Source organism: Viridibacillus sp. d25.2, assembly GCF_055456015.2.
On sequence record NZ_CM196652.1, the window covers coordinates 3,302,396 to 3,321,878 of the forward strand.

At 37.2% G+C, this 19,483-nt stretch carries 21 protein-coding genes; all 21 read right to left on the minus strand.

Annotated features, from left to right (window positions below; genetic code table 11):
• Window positions 1-101: 101 nt before the first annotated feature.
• The 21 genes from aroA to ACZLO7_RS16355 all read right to left on the minus strand — a co-directional run bounded on the left by aroA (window position 102) and on the right by ACZLO7_RS16355 (window position 19,482).
• Window positions 102-1,403, minus strand: coding sequence for a 3-phosphoshikimate 1-carboxyvinyltransferase (gene aroA, locus ACZLO7_RS16255; protein ID WP_464940639.1), 1,302 nt, complete (start codon window positions 1,401-1,403; stop codon window positions 102-104).
• A 16-nt stretch (window positions 1,404-1,419) separates the two neighbouring features.
• A complete protein-coding gene (locus ACZLO7_RS16260) occupies window positions 1,420-2,520 on the minus strand; it encodes a prephenate dehydrogenase (protein WP_464940640.1) in 1,101 nt (366 codons plus the stop codon).
• Window positions 2,517-3,617, minus strand: a complete 1,101-nt coding sequence (hisC, locus tag ACZLO7_RS16265) for a histidinol-phosphate transaminase (protein ID WP_464940641.1) — start codon at window positions 3,615-3,617, stop codon at window positions 2,517-2,519. The genes ACZLO7_RS16260 and hisC overlap by 4 nt, the downstream gene beginning before the upstream one ends.
• A 29-nt stretch (window positions 3,618-3,646) precedes the next feature.
• Complete coding sequence (aroH, locus tag ACZLO7_RS16270) at window positions 3,647-4,009, minus strand: chorismate mutase (RefSeq protein WP_464940642.1); 363 nt, start codon at window positions 4,007-4,009, stop codon at window positions 3,647-3,649.
• Window positions 4,006-5,097 (minus strand): 3-dehydroquinate synthase, encoded by a 1,092-nt coding sequence (gene aroB / locus ACZLO7_RS16275; RefSeq protein WP_464940643.1) that lies wholly within the window; start codon window positions 5,095-5,097, stop codon window positions 4,006-4,008. The genes aroH and aroB overlap by 4 nt, the downstream gene beginning before the upstream one ends.
• 2 nt (window positions 5,098-5,099) lie before the next feature.
• Window positions 5,100-6,281 (minus strand): chorismate synthase, encoded by a 1,182-nt coding sequence (aroC, locus tag ACZLO7_RS16280; protein ID WP_464940644.1) that lies wholly within the window; start codon window positions 6,279-6,281, stop codon window positions 5,100-5,102.
• 187 nt (window positions 6,282-6,468) lie between these two features.
• Complete coding sequence (locus ACZLO7_RS16285) at window positions 6,469-7,239, minus strand: CheR family methyltransferase (RefSeq protein ID WP_464940645.1); 771 nt, start codon at window positions 7,237-7,239, stop codon at window positions 6,469-6,471.
• 183 nt (window positions 7,240-7,422) lie between these two features.
• Window positions 7,423-7,836 (minus strand): nucleoside-diphosphate kinase, encoded by a 414-nt coding sequence (gene ndk, locus ACZLO7_RS16290; protein WP_464940646.1) that lies wholly within the window; start codon window positions 7,834-7,836, stop codon window positions 7,423-7,425.
• Window positions 7,837-7,926: 90 nt separating this feature from the next.
• Complete coding sequence (hepT, locus tag ACZLO7_RS16295) at window positions 7,927-8,901, minus strand: heptaprenyl diphosphate synthase component II (protein WP_464940647.1); 975 nt, start codon at window positions 8,899-8,901, stop codon at window positions 7,927-7,929.
• Window positions 8,902-8,921: 20 nt separating this feature from the next.
• Complete coding sequence (locus ACZLO7_RS16300) at window positions 8,922-9,626, minus strand: demethylmenaquinone methyltransferase (protein WP_464940648.1); 705 nt, start codon at window positions 9,624-9,626, stop codon at window positions 8,922-8,924.
• 5 nt (window positions 9,627-9,631) lie between these two features.
• Window positions 9,632-10,420 carry a heptaprenyl diphosphate synthase component 1 gene (locus ACZLO7_RS16305; protein ID WP_464940649.1) on the minus strand — a complete coding sequence of 263 codons (789 nt, stop codon included), beginning with the start codon at window positions 10,418-10,420 and terminating at the stop codon, window positions 9,632-9,634.
• A gap of 100 nt (window positions 10,421-10,520) precedes the next feature.
• On the minus strand, window positions 10,521-10,742 hold the full coding sequence (gene mtrB / locus ACZLO7_RS16310; RefSeq protein ID WP_427748522.1) for a trp RNA-binding attenuation protein MtrB: 222 nt from the start codon (window positions 10,740-10,742) through the stop codon (window positions 10,521-10,523).
• A 61-nt stretch (window positions 10,743-10,803) separates the two neighbouring features.
• Window positions 10,804-11,376, minus strand: a complete 573-nt coding sequence (gene folE / locus ACZLO7_RS16315) for a GTP cyclohydrolase I FolE (RefSeq protein WP_464940650.1) — start codon at window positions 11,374-11,376, stop codon at window positions 10,804-10,806.
• Between the two features lie 552 nt (window positions 11,377-11,928).
• The gene (gene hbs / locus ACZLO7_RS16320; RefSeq protein WP_038190738.1) at window positions 11,929-12,201 is read right to left on the minus strand and encodes a non-specific DNA-binding protein Hbs; all 273 of its coding nucleotides are present in this window, start codon (window positions 12,199-12,201) and stop codon (window positions 11,929-11,931) included.
• 191 nt (window positions 12,202-12,392) lie between these two features.
• A complete protein-coding gene (spoIVA, locus tag ACZLO7_RS16325) occupies window positions 12,393-13,895 on the minus strand; it encodes a stage IV sporulation protein A (RefSeq protein ID WP_464940651.1) in 1,503 nt (500 codons plus the stop codon).
• Between the two features lie 57 nt (window positions 13,896-13,952).
• On the minus strand, window positions 13,953-14,669 hold the full coding sequence (locus ACZLO7_RS16330; RefSeq protein WP_464940652.1) for a YphF family lipoprotein: 717 nt from the start codon (window positions 14,667-14,669) through the stop codon (window positions 13,953-13,955).
• 23 nt (window positions 14,670-14,692) lie between these two features.
• Window positions 14,693-14,914: a DUF2768 domain-containing protein gene (locus ACZLO7_RS16335; RefSeq protein WP_464940653.1), complete on the minus strand. Its 222-nt coding sequence runs from the start codon at window positions 14,912-14,914 to the stop codon at window positions 14,693-14,695.
• 186 nt (window positions 14,915-15,100) lie between these two features.
• Entirely contained in the window at window positions 15,101-16,117 is a 1,017-nt protein-coding gene (locus ACZLO7_RS16340) for an NAD(P)H-dependent glycerol-3-phosphate dehydrogenase (RefSeq protein ID WP_464940654.1), read from the minus strand.
• 29 nt (window positions 16,118-16,146) lie between these two features.
• Window positions 16,147-17,457, minus strand: a complete 1,311-nt coding sequence (der, locus tag ACZLO7_RS16345) for a ribosome biogenesis GTPase Der (protein WP_464940655.1) — start codon at window positions 17,455-17,457, stop codon at window positions 16,147-16,149.
• 203 nt (window positions 17,458-17,660) lie between these two features.
• On the minus strand, window positions 17,661-18,803 hold the full coding sequence (gene rpsA / locus ACZLO7_RS16350) for a 30S ribosomal protein S1 (protein ID WP_464940656.1): 1,143 nt from the start codon (window positions 18,801-18,803) through the stop codon (window positions 17,661-17,663).
• Window positions 18,804-18,891: 88 nt separating this feature from the next.
• The gene (locus ACZLO7_RS16355; protein ID WP_427748535.1) at window positions 18,892-19,482 is read right to left on the minus strand and encodes a lysophospholipid acyltransferase family protein; all 591 of its coding nucleotides are present in this window, start codon (window positions 19,480-19,482) and stop codon (window positions 18,892-18,894) included.
• Between the last annotated feature and the right edge of the window lies 1 nt (window position 19,483).

The window sequence follows — 19,483 nt, forward strand, 5'->3', positions numbered from 1 at the left end:
CAAATGCTTCACCTATTCTCATTAATTTCAATCATTATGCTACATGACAAATTCTTTATGTACAAGGAAAAACCCTCCTATTTAGTGGAGAGTTTTCGCTTTTAATCTATTCGGTTGCTAATAGCTTGTACATCTTCAAAGAATGTTGGGTAAGAGACAGCAATACAGTCAGGATCATCTAGCTCGATTGCACCTTCAGTAATAAGTGCAGCAATTGCTCCCATCATGCCAATACGGTGATCTCCATACGTTCGAATAGTACTACCTGTTAACGGTGTTGGTCCGTTAATAATCATACCGTCATCTGTCGCTACTATATCTGCACCAAGCTTTTTCAATTCATCCACAACCGCTGTAATACGGTCTGTTTCTTTTACCTTCAGCTCTTCAGCATCTTTAATAACGGTTTGTCCAGTAGCCTGTGTTGCTAATAATGCAATAATCGGTATTTCATCGATGAGTCGAGGAATAACGTCTCCACCGATTGTCGTTCCTTGTAATTCAGATGTGTAAATGGTGATAGTTCCAACCGGCTCTGCAGCCGAATCATCATTGATTTCAATCGACATTTTAGCATTCATTTCCTGTAAGACATCAATAATACCAGTACGTGTTGGATTCAAACCAACGTTTTCTAACGTTATTTCACTATTTTTTGAGATGGCACCAGCAACAAGGAAAAATGCTGCAGATGATATATCTCCAGGTACCTCTATATGAGTAGCAGTCAATTGTTGACCACCTTGTAGTGAGACAATTCCATCTTCAGACGTTATTTCCGCGCCAAATTGTCGAAGCATACGCTCTGTATGGTCACGGGAAACTTCCTTCTCGCGGATAATTGTCGTACCTTCGGCATTAATACCTGCTAATAGAATTGCCGACTTCACTTGTGCACTTGCTACTGGCATTGTATAGTCAATCGCCTTTAACTTCGTACCTTGAATCGCAAGAGGCGTAAATTGGCCATCCATACGCCCTGTTATTTTAGAACCCATTTCTCGCAATGGATTTATGACACGTTTCATCGGGCGCTTAGCAATGGACTCGTCTCCATTTAAAACTGTATGGACTGTAGAGCCTGCTAGCAAACCGAGCATTAAGCGTGTTGTCGTACCAGAATTCCCGGTATACAGTATATCAGTTGGTTCCTGCCAAGTAGCCATGCCATTACTTTCGATAACAACGTTTGTACCATCCAGTTCAATCTGTACTCCTAATTTGCGGAAACAAGAAATTGTATTTAAACAATCATCACCCAGTAAAAAACCACTTACCGTAGTGCGCCCTTTTGCAATTCCGCCGAACATAATAGAACGATGAGATACTGATTTATCACCTGGAACTGTTATCTTCCCACGTAATGTTGGCTTATTGTAATCTAAAGAATTACTCTTCACCATTCTATTCACCTACCCTTTATGAAATATAAATTTCGTATGGACTGCGCTTTTGTATACAAGCAGCAGCACGTTCTCGATCATCTGCATTTTGGAAACTAACAACTAAAATACCGAAGACATCTTCTCGCGTCTCCACGATACGAATATTCGTGATACTAATTTGTTCTTCAGCAAGAAAAGCTGTAATTTCAGCAATACTACCAGGATAATCAGGTACATCTACATATAAATCATAAGTCATGTACATTGCACCCTGCGAACTAATCGGCAACTCATCACGTATCGTTTTAGCTTTTGCAAAATAATTCTCAATCTGAGTTGCTTCTCCTGCTATTAAAAGATCCTCAACACGTTTCATTTCAGCTTGCCACTCAGCCAATTGACTAGCAATTTGTTGGCGATTTTGTATCGTTATGTCGCGCCATAATATAGGATTAGAAGACGCAATCCGTGTCAAATCTCGAAAGCCCCCTGCTGCTAACATTTTTGTTACAGGGTTATCAGCTCCTTCAGCATGCAATTGATGCACTAAAGATGCTGCCACAATATGCGGAAAATGACTTACTACTGATGTCATATGATCATGTTCAATAGCTGAAACTCGCATTAATTTCGCGCTGGTATATTGTAGTAAATTCTGCAGGTTATTAACTTTCTCTTCATCCTCACCCTCTAAAGTTGTGAGCATATAATACGCATTTTCAAAAAGATAAGGCTTAGCCGCTAATACACCACTTTTATGTGAACCTGCCATTGGATGGCCTCCGATAAAAGTAATGCCGTTTTCGCGAAGCTCATAAGCTTTTTCCATAATCAAAGACTTAGTACTACCTGTATCTGTCACAATTGTAGAAGTTGGAAGTCCCCAAGATTTAATGGACTCCATCCATTCTAATGTTGCATTTACAGGTGTTGCAAAAATAATAACATCTACTTTTTTCGCTGTTTCCTCTGGGTTTTTCGTCACTTCTTGGACTACACCTAAAATTTTTGCGCTTTGTAACGTGTCTAGATTGGAATCAAACCCTACCACTCGTACATTTGGTGATTTCTGCAGAGCTAATGCAATCGATCCTCCAATTAGGCCAAGCCCTACAACTAGAACGGTTTGTTTCATGAAAAAACTCCTTGCTCCTGTAAAACCGCTTCTAATTGTGTTAAGAAACCTTCGTTTTGACCTTGGGTACCAATAGTTACACGGATATATCCCGGTGTGCCTAGCGCATTACCACTACGGATAACGAAGCCTCGTTTCATTAACTCTTGGTAAATCACATCGCTATTAGCTTTTACTTCCATTAGGATGAAGTTTGTGTCAGTTGTATAGTAGTGTAGATTATTTTTTTCACAAAATTCTTCGATTTGTTTTTTACCTTTATTGTTTTCCTCGCGACATTTCTCGATAAAAGCATCATCTTCTAATGCTACTTGCGCAATTGCTTGGCTTAACACTGTATTATTAAATGGTCCACGAACTGGATCTAATTTTGCAATTAACTCTTTATTGGCAATGCCATAACCTACACGGAAAGCTGCGAGGCCGTAAGCTTTAGAGAACGTTCTTAAAATAATGATATTTGGGTAGTCTTGAATATACGGGATTGTATCTTTATGTGAAGCATTTGTTACATACTCAAAATATGCTTCATCTATCACAACCAACACATCAGACGGAACCTTCTTCAAAAATGCTTGTAATGGCGCATCTTCTACTACAACACCCGTTGGATTATTCGGGCTACATACCCAAACAACTGCTGTATTTTCATCAATAGCTTCAAGCATTGCATCTAAATCATGATTACCATTTATCAAAGATATTTCACGAACTTCAGCACCTTCGATTTGTGCATTATGGCCATATTGCGAAAATGTTGGTTTTGCCATAACAGTATTAACACCTGGATATAAGAATGCCCGTGTAATTATACTGATTAATTCATCTGATCCGTTACCAAAGATTAATTCATTTTCTTCTACGCCTAATTTAGCAGCCACCGCTGCACGTAAGTTCGTTGCATAACCATCAGGATATAATGCGAAGTTAAATGATTCTTTCGCTAAAAATTCTCGTACTTTTGGTGAGCTACCGAATGGATTTTCATTGGATGCTAATTTAAAGATTTCGTCTAAACCAAATTCTTTTTTCACTGTATCGATTGATTTTCCAGGCTGATAAGCTTTCATACCTGTAATTTGTTCTTTCCATTTCATCTAACGTTCGCCTCTTCCTTAGTAGTAGATTACATTGCTAAATCGGGTCTTAATTTAACTGCTTCATTTAAATAAATGTGACGAATCGCTTGCTGACTTATTTCCGTATTCACGTGCATAAGTACTCGAATACATAGTGGCAATGCATTAGGAACATTCATCTCGTGCATACACATAACGGGCACATAGCTCCAGCCTTCCATAGTACGTACAGCTTTTGCTGGGAATGCTGAGGTAATATCAGGTGTAGTAGAAATGACAACTGACGCAACATCCTCTGCAACAATATTATTCGCCCTCACGATTTCTCTTATTAATTTTTCTGTCTCTGCTAAAACATTTTCCGTCTGATCAGACTGAACCGTAATGGCCCCACGTACTCCACGAATCATGCGAGCACCTCCTCTATTAATACACGAAGAAGACCATCGATTTCTTGACATTCTTCTATTGAAATTTGCTGTACAAACGGCTCACCAATTTTCTTTAATAGGACAAACTGTAAGACTCCGTATTCAGCTTTCTTATCTTTCATTAAATAATCTAGTAGTTGTTCAAACGTAAAATGTTTGACTGCATTGAATGAGTATCCATTGCGGAATGCAAATTCGGTAAAGGAACGTGTAAATGTTGCAGAGATTTCTCCATAACGCTCACCTAAAATAAGCGCATAGACCATCCCTATCATAACTGCCTCACCATGTGCTAATTTACCAAAACCCGAGGCTGCCTCTATCGCATGTCCGTAAGTATGTCCAAAGTTTAAAAACTTACGAATAGAATGTTCTTCTTCATCTTCTGCAACAATACCTGCTTTTACACGAATACCCTTCTCTAAGTGTTTAGCAAGTTCAGCTTGACTGAAATGCAAGATAGAGTTTGTAGCCATTAATTCTTCTAACCATTTTTCATCTGAAATAAGTGCATGTTTTATCACTTCCGCCATCCCTGAACGTACTTCTCTTTCTGGTAGTGTTGTTAAATATGCAATGTCATATAACACTCCTTGTGGCTGATAAAATGTCCCAATCATATTCTTTCCTAATGGATGGTTTATAGCTGTTTTACCACCAACTGCACTATCATGAGCTAAAATCGTCGTAGGAATTTGAACAAATGGGATACCACGCATAAATGTAGATGCAACAAACCCAGTTAAATCCCCAACTGCACCTCCGCCAAATGCGAAAATAAATGTTTTTCTGGTGCACTTTTGTTCCAATAAGAAAGATTGCGCTGCAAAGAAGCTCTCAAATGTTTTACAAGCCTCTCCTTCTGCTAATACATTTACTTCAAATGGGTATGGAAATTCCGCTGTAAAGCGATCACTGTGTAATTGCCATACTTGTTCATCTGTAAAGACAATAATTTTATCAGCTTTAGAGAGTTGACCATCGAATGATTTAACTGCTTCTGTTAAACAATTTGCACCTATTTGCACTTCATACGCATGGGACTTCGCTTTAACCGGAATATTCATTGTTAGAACTCCTTCGTATATTGTTTATGCGCTGCAAGCTGTTCCTTTAGTTGTGGTAATTGGTCACTGTGGAAATGCTCCATCACTGCGTTCGCTATTTCCCAGGCAATAACATGCTCTGCAACAACAGAAGCCGCTGGAACTGCACAACTATCAGAACGCTCAACACTTGCTTTAAATGGCTCTTTCGTTTCAATATCGACACTTTGAAGTGGTTTATATAAAGTAGGGATTGGTTTCATAACACCACGGACAACTATAGGCATACCTGTAGTCATACCACCTTCTAAGCCACCTAAGCGATTTGAACTCCTAGTATAACCATTTTCCTCTGACCAAGTAATTTCATCATGCACTTCGCTTCCCTTGCGATGAGCCATCTCAAACCCTAGACCGAACTCTACTCCTTTAAATGCATTAATACTTAACATGGCAGATGCTAATTTTGCATCTAACTTACGATCATAATGTACGTATGATCCGATACCAGCTGGTAGACCTTCTACGATTACTTCTACAACTCCACCAATTGAATCGCCCGCTTTTTTAGCCTCATCAATTGCTTCAACCATCTTAAGAGATGCTCCTGCATCTGCACAATAGCATGCGTCTTCTTCGATTATTGCACGGATTTCGGCAACTGATTTTCCAGATGTTGATTCAGGATTTGCAATAATCCCACCGATTTCAGTAACATGCGAAACGATTGAAATTCCTAGTTCTGTTAATAATGCTTTTGCCACAGCACCAACTGCTACTCGAACAGTTGTTTCACGAGCTGAAGAACGTTCTAATACATTACGTAAATCACGATGACCATATTTCATGCCACCTACTAAATCAGCATGACCTGGACGTGGACGCGAAATTTGACGTTTAATGTCCTCTGGGTTAATATCTTCTGCTAATGGTTCTGGCCCCATGATTTTCGTCCAGTGCTTCCAATCATCATTTGTAACAACAAGTGCTACTGGAGAGCCTAAAGTACTCGCATGACGTACGCCTGATAAGATTTCCACAGTATCTGTTTCAATTTGCATGCGGCGACCTCGACCATGTCCTCCTTGGCGTCTTTTTAATTCTTTATTAATTAACTCAGCCGTAATTGGCAATTGAGAAGGTAACCCTTCAATGATTGTTGTTAATTGCGGACCATGTGACTCTCCTGCTGTTAAATAACGCATAACACTTTCTCCCTTCAACTCGCTAAAGTATTTGTTTTTTACTATAACATATTTTTATCCAAAAAACAGTGTATAAACCGAACTTTTGCAAACTCCTATAAATTTAGATTATCCATTTTTCTAGAAAAAATCGCCTTTCGCGTTCAGCGAAAAGCGTTTTTTCATTTACCTATATAACAAACTTAAATTACATCTTTCTATAAAAGAATGTATCTTCAATATCTAATTGATATCTTGATGGATTAAAAATTTGTTCCGTAGAACCGACAAATAATATTCCACCTGAACGAAGTGATTTACTAAAGTTATCGTAAATTTGATCTTTTGCTTCTTCAGTGAAATATATCATCACATTACGGCAAACGATTAAATCATAATTATGTTCATATGTATCTTTTAATAGGTTATGTTTTTTAAATGTGACTGTTTTTTTTATTTCGTTTTTCACCTTATAAAAAGAGCCATCATTATCAAAATACTTTTCTTTTATATCTTTTGGTACTTCTGCTAAAGAACGCTCAGGGTAAATACCTGCTTTTGCTTTTGCAATGGCATTTTCGTCTAAATCAGTTGCTGTAATAGAGATTTGGGATAATGGCACGTGATTTGATAATGTCATCGCTAAAGAATACGGCTCCTCACCTGTAGAACAAGCGGCACTCCAGATTTTCAATTTTTTATTTTGCTGTAATAGACGAGGGAATATTTTGTTTTGAAGAACTTCCCATCTTTTTCCGTTACGATAGAATTCGGAAACATTTATAGTCATACGATCCAAAAATTCATCCAATAGTGCACGATCATTGTCTAATCCATTAAAAAAATCGATGAAGCTTTTATAACCCTTTTTTTCATACAAAGATGTTAACCGTCTTTTCATTTGAGCCTCTTTGTATAAAGCTAGGTCGATACTAGTTTTTCTCTTTATACTTTCTACAAATTGTTCGTAATCTGTCATAAGCGTATCTTCCCTCTCTTTCAACCTATGTCTATTATATCGGATATAAGTGATTTCTTAAATAGTAGAAATGCAGACTTGTTTGACAATTTACCCAAAACTATTTGAATCATTCTATAATGACAGAAACAATAAAAAAGCTGCCCGCAAAAATTGCGAACAGCTTTGAAAATACGAATTTACTTATTCGTTTTCGTTAAAGAATAAACCAATTTCACGTTCAGCTGCAGCTAAAGAATCTGAACCGTGAATAACGTTGTGAGAAACAGTAGTAGAGTAATCTCCACGGATTGTTCCTGGTGCTGATTCAGCAGGGTTTGTAGCGCCCATCATTAAACGTGCTACAGAGATTACGTTTTCGCCTTCCCATACCATAGCAAATACAGGACCAGAAGTGATGAATTCTACTAATTCACCGAAGAATGGACGTTCAGCATGTTCTGCGTAGTGTTTTTTTGCAAGCTCTTCAGTAATTTGCATTAATTTAGCGCCTTTAAGTTCGAAACCTTTACGTTCGAAACGATCTACGATTTCACCTACTAATTGACGTTTAACGCCATCAGGTTTAACCATTAAAAATGTTTTTTGAATAGCCATTGTTAAAATACAACTCCTTAAATGTGTTTACAGGTTTTATACCTACCGTAAAATATTATCATTGTACGACAGATAGTTCAACATATAGTATTAAAATTTGCGCTTACCCATATATAATGCGATATCACGCAAAGACTTTTTAATCGAATTTTGTGGAAGAGCTTCAACTTCTTGCAATGCTTTTTGCAAATAAATGTCACTTATCTTCTTCGACTTCTTAATCGCTTCTGATTGACGAATCTTGCCAAGAAATTCTTGTCTTTCATCTTCGGTCATCTTACCAGCCAATGCCTTTTCAATGAGAGGACGTATAGCAGGATCATCTTTCACTAACAATACCGGCAAAGTAATATTTCCCTGAAGTAAATCACTACCTGCGGGTTTTCCGAGCTGTTTGTCTGTTGATGTCAAATCAAGAATATCGTCGATAATCTGGAAAGACATGCCGACAAAATAACCGAACCGTTTTAAACGACTTGCCACTTGTTCGTCTGCACCAGCTACTACAGCACCTAAATGACAACTAGACGCGATAAGTAATGCTGTTTTACGTTTAATTCTTCTAAAATAGTCACGCATATTTTGATCGAGTTGCATTTTATCTTCAATTTGGATAACTTCTCCAACACAAATTTCAACCATCGTTTCTGATAGAATTTCATGCGCTTTTGGATTATCAATATCAGTAATATATTGCAATGCTCGTGCAAAAATAAAGTCGCCAGTGTACATTGCCACTCTGTTATTCCATTGAGATTTAACTGTAGGTCTTCCTCTTCTCATTTCCGAATCATCAATCACATCATCATGAACGAGTGAAGCCATGTGAATCAATTCCAATGACACTGCTACTTTTTTTATCACTTCAATATCATACTTACCAAATTTAGCCGCAAGTAAAACGAAAACGGGACGAATTCTTTTCCCTCCAGCTTTTAACAAGTGAAGAGAAGCATCATTCAAGAAGTGAGAAGACGAATTCAACGCTGTTTCTAATTCTTTTTCGATGATCTCTATATCTGATTTTAAATCAGAATAGAGTAGTTTTAACTTCATCTTTTCCACGTGAATAAACCTTCTCCCACCTAGTTTTCTTTTTTGTAGCCCATATGCATAGCAGCAGCTCCACCACTGTATGCTTTATATTTCACATGTTCAAAGCCTACTTGCTCAAACATTTTTTTCAATTGCTTCATACCTGGGAAATCATCCGCAGATTCTTGTAACCATGAATATTCTTTATAACTCTTAGCAAATAGTTTGCCAAAAATCGGCATTATAAATTTGAAATAGAATCTAAATAACTGACGATATCCAGGTATTTCTGACTGTGATGTTTCTAAACAAACTGCCATACCACCTGGCTTTAATACACGTTTTATCTCACTTAACACTTGCATATAATCAGGTACATTGCGAAGCCCAAAACCAATTGTTACATAATCAAATGAATTATCTGGGAAAGGTAACTCCATGGCATTCCCTTGCAAAAGATTGATTTGAGGATAAGACTTCGTTTTCTCTATGCCCACATTTAACATGTTTTGACTAAAATCAAGACCAGTAACTTGTCCAGTCTCTCCAGTAGCTTCTGCCATAGTAATCGTCCAGTCTGCCGTACCACAGCATACGTCTAAAGCTTTAGAACCTGGTTTAACTTGCATACGATTCATCGTATCTTTGCGCCATTTTTTGTGTAATTGAAAGCTGATGACAGAGTTCATTTTGTCGTAGCTATCAGAGATATTCTCAAACACTTCATGTACGCGTTCTTCTTTAGATTGCGACACTGTTTTCAACCTTCTCTCGTCGTTTGATGTTCACATGCAAAAGGTGCCATGCGATTTACAATGAGCGTTTTCACTTCATCTTGAAGAAATGGAGAAGTTGAAATACTTCGAGTAAATGTAGATGAAAGCTCTGATACTAATTCTTCTAAAATTATCTCTGCTGATCTCTTCGTAGAAGTAAATTGCTCACTTTTCTCAATAGCGGCCACTATGCGTGTTTGCATATGTGTTTGCTGTAAGTTTCGCAATTCATAAGCTAGTCTATTTAATAGTAAACCTTGCTGCATAAGTGGTATATATTGGTCGAAATGATAATGTTTCATAAATTGTTCAATAGACTTCGCTTCGATGACGGTTAATATATGCAACCAATCTTCTATAGGTCGAATAGCTGGTTCATAGATAGCTGTCTTCTTTTCACTAATGTCAACGATGCCATCCGATAATGAGCGAATTAAAGCGATATTAGGTATTTTAGACAATACTTGATAATACATGCCACTATAATAGTCTCCAGCTAAAACGGTTAGTTGTTGGTCCTTCGATGTAGCGTCTACCTCATCAATTTGGTCATGTGCATGAAGTGCAGTGTGAATGATACCAATTGTAGTGGCTACTTCATCTTGCTCACTTGTCCATATTTCACCATTCATAAATGGCAATAATAGATAAAACAAAGTCTCATTTTCAACAATGGGCTGTCCTGTATATTTGAGGAGTGTTCTATGATGCAATTGCATTAAAATATTGGTTTGTAGGTCTTGTATTTTGTTGTCAATGATAGCTGCATTCATAAACTTTTCTCCATTTCAGTTCATTTCCTGTTGTCATATACTTTTCAAACATTTATATAAATTTCGTGCCATACTATTTTTTGAAATTTAGGTTTATTAATTATTTTTTTGCTTCACTTTTTACAATGCCATAGGCTGTATGAATTTCTGCTTTACCACGAATTTTCATAGCTGATGTATGCTCTGTAAATTGTGCAATCATAATTTCACCGCTATCTAACTTTTCTGAGTGATGAAATTTTGTATCTGTTCCGCGTGTTAAGCCGATTACGTGAACGCCATCTTCTTCTGCACGGATTACTATATAGTCAGTCTGAGACATATCAACATTCTCCTTACTACATTTTTTCCTTTGTTCATCATATCACAAATAAAGGTGTATTTTAAGACATTTGAATGAATGATAGTATTTCTGAACGTTTTACGTCTTCTTCTTCAAAAATCCCTTTTGCCACAGATGTGATCGTCTTTGCTCCAGGCTTTTTAATTCCACGCATAGTCATACACATATGCTCTGCTTCTACCACTACATAAACACCTTGTGGATTTAGCATTTCCATCAATGTATCAGCAATTGTTGCAGTAATACGTTCTTGTAATTGTGGACGATGCGATACTGTTTCCACAGTTCTTGCTAATTTACTCAAACCTGCTACAACGCCATCTTTTGGTATGTATGCAATATGCGCCTTACCATAAAACGGTACTAAGTGATGTTCGCACATTGAAAAGAACGGGATATCCTTAACAAGTACAACTTCATCATGACCTTCATGGAAAACTGTTTCAAAATATTTTTTTGGATCTTCATGCAGTCCTGAGAACATTTCTTGATACATTTTTGCAACACGCTTTGGTGTATCTAAAAGCCCTTCACGATTTGGATCTTCTCCAACTGCTTCAAGAATCATTTTAACCGCTTGCTCTATTTTATTTAAATCCGTAGTAGTCAACATTAATCCCCCAATATATCTGCATTACTAGTTACATTGTGATGTTAGCACAATCAAAGCAAAATGCAAAATGCCTTGCTTAATTTTAAAGCGAGTATTTTTGGTGATTTATCCATAGCCTTTTTCAACAAAACTATATTGGTTTTATATTTTTTGATTTACATAACTCAATAGACCATTTCACATGTAATCACTTTTCTTTTTAATCCCTACCCCATCTATTCGAGATGACTGATTTTGTAGAAATAACTATGTACTCTTAGGCACCCACTAATTTCAAGAACTTATAAATATATTTTATATTACAAGTAAAAGCTATATAACTATACAACATACGAAACTAAAAAAGTGAATAATTCTAAAACATTAGCAACTTAATTCTTAAATAACAACATGAATCATTATATTTCCCTGATTCCACACTAGAAATGAACAAGAATAATAAATTTCTTGTTCATTTCTAGTGTGCAAGTTCTTCAATAAGACAGACTAACGAAAGAGCATACAAAAAGAACAGCCTTCCGAAGAAAGCTGTTCTATGTACTCTAGATACTATTATTTTACAGCATCTTTAAGCGCTTTACCTGGTTTGAAAGCAGGCACTTTGCTAGCAGCGATTTCGATTTCTTCACCTGATTGTGGGTTACGACCTTTACGAGCCGCACGTTCACGTACTTCAAAGTTACCAAAACCGATTAATTGTACTTTATCACCCGTTGTAAGAGCTTCTTGAATTGTATCAAATACTGCTTCAACTGCTTTAGAAGCGTCTTTTTTAGAAAGACCTGCAGCTTCAGCAACAGAGTTAACTAATTCTGTTTTATTCACACCATTCACCTCCTCTCAAGGGGCATTGACTCAATCATGTAAAAAGATTATCACAACCGAAAACCCTATGCAACAATATTTATACTCCTTTTACCTAGTTTAAGCAAATATAATCCTTATAAAACACAAAAAAAAGCCTTTTGCACGGTCGCAAAAGACTTTTTTTGCATTATTTATAGGTAATTTGGAAATTACAGAATGAAAGTTACCATTCCACGATCACCTTGGTTTACCATTCGCTCAATTGTTTGACGCATTCTCGTTTTCGCATGAGCCGGGACAGCATTTGTTTTATAAGCTATACTTTCCTTCATCACTTCATAAAGCGGTGTTCCAAATAATTGAGTGTTCCAAAGTGCATCTCTATCATGATAATATCCGTGTTTCAAATCTTTTAATAGCTGCTGACTATGAAACTCAGATCCTATTAACGGTGCAAATTCCGCTTCCATATCGATACGTAAAATATGATAAGAAGGTGCATTTGCCTTCATGCGTACACCGAAGAAATTATTTTGTTTTATAATTTCTGGTGGAGTTGGTTCTAGTTCCTGCATATTAGGTAGAGTCACTCCATACCCATCTTTTTTAGCTTTTTCGATAGCTTCATGGAAGCGTTTATGAGCCTGTCTAGCTTCCTGTGATTCTTTAATAAATAACAGCCATTCCTTTTTTGTAACCACTGGTTCATCCAAAAATTGTTCACAAATGGCTTGGTATATATCATTTTTCACTTGAATAGTAATTCTTGCACTACCAAGACCCGGGTTGACTTCCGTTACTTCTGCATTAGATATATAATCTTCTTCACTCAATTTTGTTGCAATATGTTTGACATCTCGAATTTTCGTCACGGAGTCACTCCATGTAGAGATGGCATCATTTAAAGAAACATTGATTGGACTTGTATCTCCAATGACCTCCATCCAGTCTGGACGCTCCACTTCGATTGATGTAATTGGAAATTCATAAAGTGCTTCTTTCAAAATCTCATTTACTTCTTGCACACTCATTTGATCCGCAGAAGTACTAATTACAGGTACTTGATAGCGGTCCAACAGCTCATTTTTCAGCGCCACAGTGTCTTTATGTGCAGGCATTTTACTATTTATTACCACAACAAATGGCTTGCCTATGGACTGAAGTTGCTCGATTATTTCAATTTCTGCTTTTTCAGCTGCTTGCCTTGAAATACCATTAACAGAACCATCAGTCGTAATAACAATACCGATGTTCGAATGATCACGGATGACTTTATCTGTTCCTATTCTAGCTGCTTCCTGGAAAGGAATTGGTTCATTATGCCACGGTGTATGGACTAGTTTCGGACCATTTTCATCCTCATATCCCTTCACACCATCTATAATATAGCCTACACAATCAGCCAGCCTAATTTGCATCGTAAGAGGCCCTTCTCCTACTGCAATTTGTGTTCCTTTAGCTGGGACGAATTTAGGTTCAGCAGTCATTATAACAGGGCCTGGAGAGCTTTGAGGCAGCTCGTCCTGTGCTCGTAATCGTTCTGCTTCATCTGTGATGTTTGGCAATACCATAACTTCCATTACACGCTTTGTAAACGTCGATTTCCCTACTCGTACCGGTCCAACAACCCCAATATATACATCACCGTTTGTGCGCTCCACAATTTGCTCATATAATTGTTCTGAAATGTGAATCCCTCCTATTCTACGCAATCTATTCTATGCACAAAAAAAACGTTTCATGCTAAAAGCATGAAACGTTTTAAAAGGTTATTTTTTATCAGTTAAGAAAATGACTTCATTTCTATCATTTACTGTATACGGTAAAGAATAAGCTGGTAAAATCGCGTATTTATCCGATAATAGATAACGGATATCCTCGCCCTTTTTCACTTTCGGTTTATCTTCCTCTAATATACGCTGTAATTCAATAGAATAATCTAGACAAATTTCCCCGCTACCTTTTACAACTAAAGGTAGATTTACATTTGAATATGGACTTGGGACTGAAGGTGATTTTTTATAACCCATCTTTTCGTAATCCATTTGATAAACATCGCCAATTATCTTATCAGCTATTGGTACAAAACCATTCACACCCTTTTTTATGTTCAATTCTCGAATCATTTCTGCACTGCGTAAGTCCACTAGTTTAACAAGCGGATTTTTACTTTCTGCATTCCAAATAACATATTGATAAATCCCGCCCTTTTCATAGGCATTCCCAGGGATCTTATCTAAATGACCATTTAATAATTTTTGGAATTGAATAGGGTATTTAATATATTGGTCCACTTCTTCATCACGATTTTGGATTGGTAACAATCCACCTGAAGATTCTCTAAATGAATCTATCGCCTTTTGGACAACTATTAGTTGTGCTTCATCAGGAACTTGATTTTCAGCTCGTTCAGATTGCGGATACATACAGCCAGATAAAAGTGTAGCTACTACAGCTATCAACAATAATATTCTCATTTTTTTCATATGCTTACCTCATTTACTTAGGATTACCATGTGAAGACGACAAACATCATCGTCAAGAAACCTATGAATAAAAATATATATGAGACCAACGCTATAATTGAACTCACAATTGCATTTTTGATTTTATTACGACTTAAGTAGATTAACCCCATCGCTACAAACATAAAACCAATTGAATAGAAAGAAATCCACATCATGTCCATTGGAGAAAATGGAGTTCCATTTAGTAGGACTAAGCTTGACAACAGACCAACCACCTTTCTTTACTAGAAATCGTTTCCAATCTCACAGATGAAAGTATATCACAAAAAAACAAGAGGTGAGGACGCATCACCTCTTGTCCATATTAATAATAGAGCTCGTAATTACTGCATTCTAGACAATTTTATAGCCGTTTTAATTATCGTACAATTTTGTGACAAAAATCAAAATCACTCGAATAACCATGCCATTTCATGTGTTTTCATACGTTGCATTAGTTTTTCGACACCTTCATTTGCATTTTGTTCTTCGAATAACACCTCAAATAACGCTGAAGTGATTGGCATTATTACATCGTATTTCTCAGCTAGTTGATGTGCACCTTTTGTAGTACGGACACCTTCAACAACCATGCCCATTTGGTCCAGAACTTCCTGCAACGTCATACCTTTACCAAGCATATTCCCTGCACGCCAGTTCCGCGAGTGGACACTTGTACATGTAACAATTAAATCACCCATACCAGCAAGTCCTGAGAACGTTAAAGGCTCTGCGCCCATTTTCACACCTAAGCGTGACATTTCCGCTAATCCTCGAGTAATAAGCGCTGCTTTTGCATTGTCTCCATACCCCAAACCATCAGTTACACCTGCAGCTAAAGCAATAACGTTCTTCAACGCACCGCCCATTTCAACACCAATAACATCTTGATTCGTATAAATACGGAAATATTGATTCATAAATAAATCTTGGACACGCTCGGCCGATGCCAAGTTTTCACATGCTGCAGCAACAGTAGTTGGATGATGCAACACTACTTCCTCTGCATGGCTTGGACCAGAAAGAACAACAATATCTTCAATGAAGGCTTCATCTAGTTCTTCTCTCATAATCTCAGAAATACGCAGTAATGAATCGGGTTCGATCCCTTTTGAAACATGAACAAATAAAATTTTACGACCTAAAGTCTTCATCATTTTTTGACAAGTTTCGCGAATACCCTTTGTAGGTACAGCCATAACAATCACGTTTGCATGTGCAACCGCATCTGCTAATATATGCGTTGCACTTAATGTAGTTGGTAATTGTACGCTTGGTAAGTACTTTGCATTTGTGTGTTGCTCATTAATTTCGTTAGCTTGGTCTTCACGATGTGACCAAAGTAGACAATCATGACCATTTTCAGCTAATACAATTGCTAGTGCCGTGCCCCATGAGCCAGCACCTAGAACCGCTACTTTATCCATGTTTGAATCCCTCCATCTAGATGTAACCGTTATCCTCTGGCACGCGTAATTAAACGAATTGGTGTGCCTTCGAAATCGAATGTTTCTCGGATACGATTTTCTAAGAAACGCTCATAAGAGAAGTGCATAAGTTCTGGTTCATTTACAAATACAACAAACGTTGGTGGCTTAATCGCAACTTGAGTAACGTAGTAAATACGTAATCTGCGGCCTTTATCAGTAGGAGCAGGGTTTCTTGCAACAGCATCTGCGATAACTTCATTTAAGATACTTGATTGAATACGCATAGAGTGATTTTCATTTGCACTATTTACAACTGGCAATAATGAATGCACACGTTTTTTCGTTTTCGCTGATACAAATACGATTGGCGCATAATCAAGGTATTGGAATTGTTCACGAATCACTTTTGTTGTATGATTCATCGTTTTTTCATCTTTTTCAACGGCATCCCATTTATTTACTACGATAATGACTGCTTTACCCGCTTCATGAGCGTAACCAGCTATCTTCTTATCTTGTTCTTGGATACCTTCTTCGCCGTTTAAAACGACTAAAACAACGTCTGAGCGTTCAATAGCTCTTAGTGCACGAAGTACACTATATTTTTCAGTAGTTTCGTACACTTTCCCTTTTTTACGCATACCAGCTGTATCAATAATCACGTATTCTTGTCCATCAAATTCATAAGGTGAGTCAATTGCATCACGTGTTGTACCAGCTATATCACTAACGATGACACGTTCATCACCTAAAAATGCATTTACTAAAGATGATTTACCAACATTCGGACGGCCGATTAAAGAGAACTTAATGACATCGTCACCATATTGCTCTTCATCTTCTTCTGGGAAGTGTTTTGCCACTTCGTCAAGTAAATCCCCTAAGCCAAGGCCATGTGAACCTGAGATTGGGAATGGTTCGCCAAACCCTAATGAATAGAAATCATACATCATTTCACGCATATCTGGATTATCAATTTTATTTACAGCTAAAACAACAGGCTTCTTAGTTTTATATAATATTCTCGCAACGTGTTCATCAGCTAAAGTTACACCTTCACGACCATTTGTCATAAGAATAATAACATCCGCTTCATCCATGGCAATCTCTGCTTGATGACGAATTTGATCTAAGAAAGGCTCTTCACCAATATCAATTCCGCCAGTGTCAATAATATTAAATTCATGTGTTAACCAATCCGCAGAACTGTATATACGATCACGTGTTACTCCTGGAATATCTTCCACGATAGATACACGTTCACCTACGATTCTGTTAAAAATAGTCGATTTCCCGACATTCGGACGGCCTACGATCGCTACGACCGGTTTCGTCATAATTTATTCATCCTTCCAACTTCTGATAATCCATATTATACAACAAAAAAGGCGATGGTACCTTATAAGTTCCCCATCACCAACAATTCAAGTCATCATATATGTATATATTACAATGATACACTGGGCATTACAAGAAAAAACAGGCGGATATGAGAAGAACCCGCCTGCTCCATGTAGTTATTTGTTGAATTTAACGTTTTTTATTCAGAGAATTTTTTTAATTTGTCACCAATTACATCTGCAAAAGAGAAGCCTGATGCTTCTTCAGGTAGTTCGTAATCAGTAATTTCTTCCGCTTCAGAATTTTCAAGCAAAGCTTTAATGCTTAATGATAAGCGGCTTTCGTTTTTATTGACATCAAGCACTTTCACTTCAACCTCTTGCCCTTCTTTTAATGCTTCATGAGGTGTTGTAATGTGTTTATGTGCAATTTGAGATATATGCACTAAACCTTCTACACCCGGGAACACTTCAACAAAAGCTCCGAAGTTTACTAATCTTTTAACTGTACCTGTTAATACAGCGCCTTTTGGTGCTTTCGCTTCGACTTCTTCCCACGGTCCAGGTAAAGTTTCTTTTATAGAAAGTGAAATTCTTTCGTTGTTTTTGTCAACAGACAATACTTTAACTGTTACCTTTTGACCTTCTGAAAGAACGTCTGAAACATTTTCCACATGCCCATGAGACACTTGTGAAATATGGACTAAACCATCTACACCGCCAAGGTCGATAAATGCACCAAATGAAGCTAGTCGTTGAACAGTTCCTTCTAATACTTCACCTTCATTGATGCCGCCTAATAATCGCTCTTTTTTAGAAGCTTTTTCATCTTCTACGATTGCTCGATGAGATAATATTAAACGGTTTTTCTGTTGATCCATTTCAACAATTTTAAAGACCATAGTTCTACCTTTGTAATCTTCAAATGATTCAACAAAATGATCTTCTACTAGAGATGCTGGTACGAAGCCACGTACACCTAAATCAATGACTAGGCCGCCCTTCACAACATCTTTTACTTCTGATTCGATTACTTCGCCATTTTCAAACTTGGTTGTTAACACTTTCCACGCATGAACAGCATCAACTCTACGTTTAGAAAGCACATAGTTCTCTTCTTCTACTTTTGTAATAATTAATTCAAATTCATCACCGACTGAGACTGCGTCGGAAGCTTTATCAACATGCAAGCTTGATAGCTCACTGATTGGTACGACACCATCAAATGGTGCACCTTCAATTGATACGGTTACTGCCTTTTCTTCAACTTGAGCAACGATACCTTTGACGATATCTCCCTCACGGAATTCTTGACCTTGATTCAAGTTCATTTCTTCAGACATATGTAATCCTCCTTCACAACGTTCCATCTCTATTTTATGCGAATTCTCTTACAAAAACAAAAATTAACTCTTTTTTATTGGAAATTTTTTAATTTTTCTTATAATGTTCATCAAGTAACTCTTGAATACTCGCCATAATGACCTCTGTTACTTCTTCTGCTTTTGCTCGACGTTCTCTATAAGGTGCAATGTCAATTGGTTTACCATAGACCACTTTTAAGCGTCTAAAGGGCTTGTAAGGTCCAATAATAGCACATGGCATTACATTTGCTTCACCTTTTAATGCAAAAAAACCTGCACCTGAAAAACCTTTACCAAGAGTACCTGTTTTGTTTCTTGTACCTTCTGGGAAAATACCAACAACTTGACCTTTTTTCAATAACTCAAGGGCAGTACGTAACGCTTGTCGATCACTTAAGCCACGTTTAACTGGAAATGCATGAACACTTGGTAAAATCTTTTTCAGAATAGGTAATTTAAAAAGCTCTTCCTTAGCCATAAAATTTACCGGTCTAGGAGAAGTAATTCCTACAACGGGTGGATCTAGTGCATCTATATGATTGGAACATAGTAAAATGCCACCCTCTTTCGGGAAATTCTCGAGGCCTATCACTTCCATACGGTAAATCGGTTTTAAAGCGGTAAAGACAACAGATTTAGCAAATTGGTAAAAGTCCATA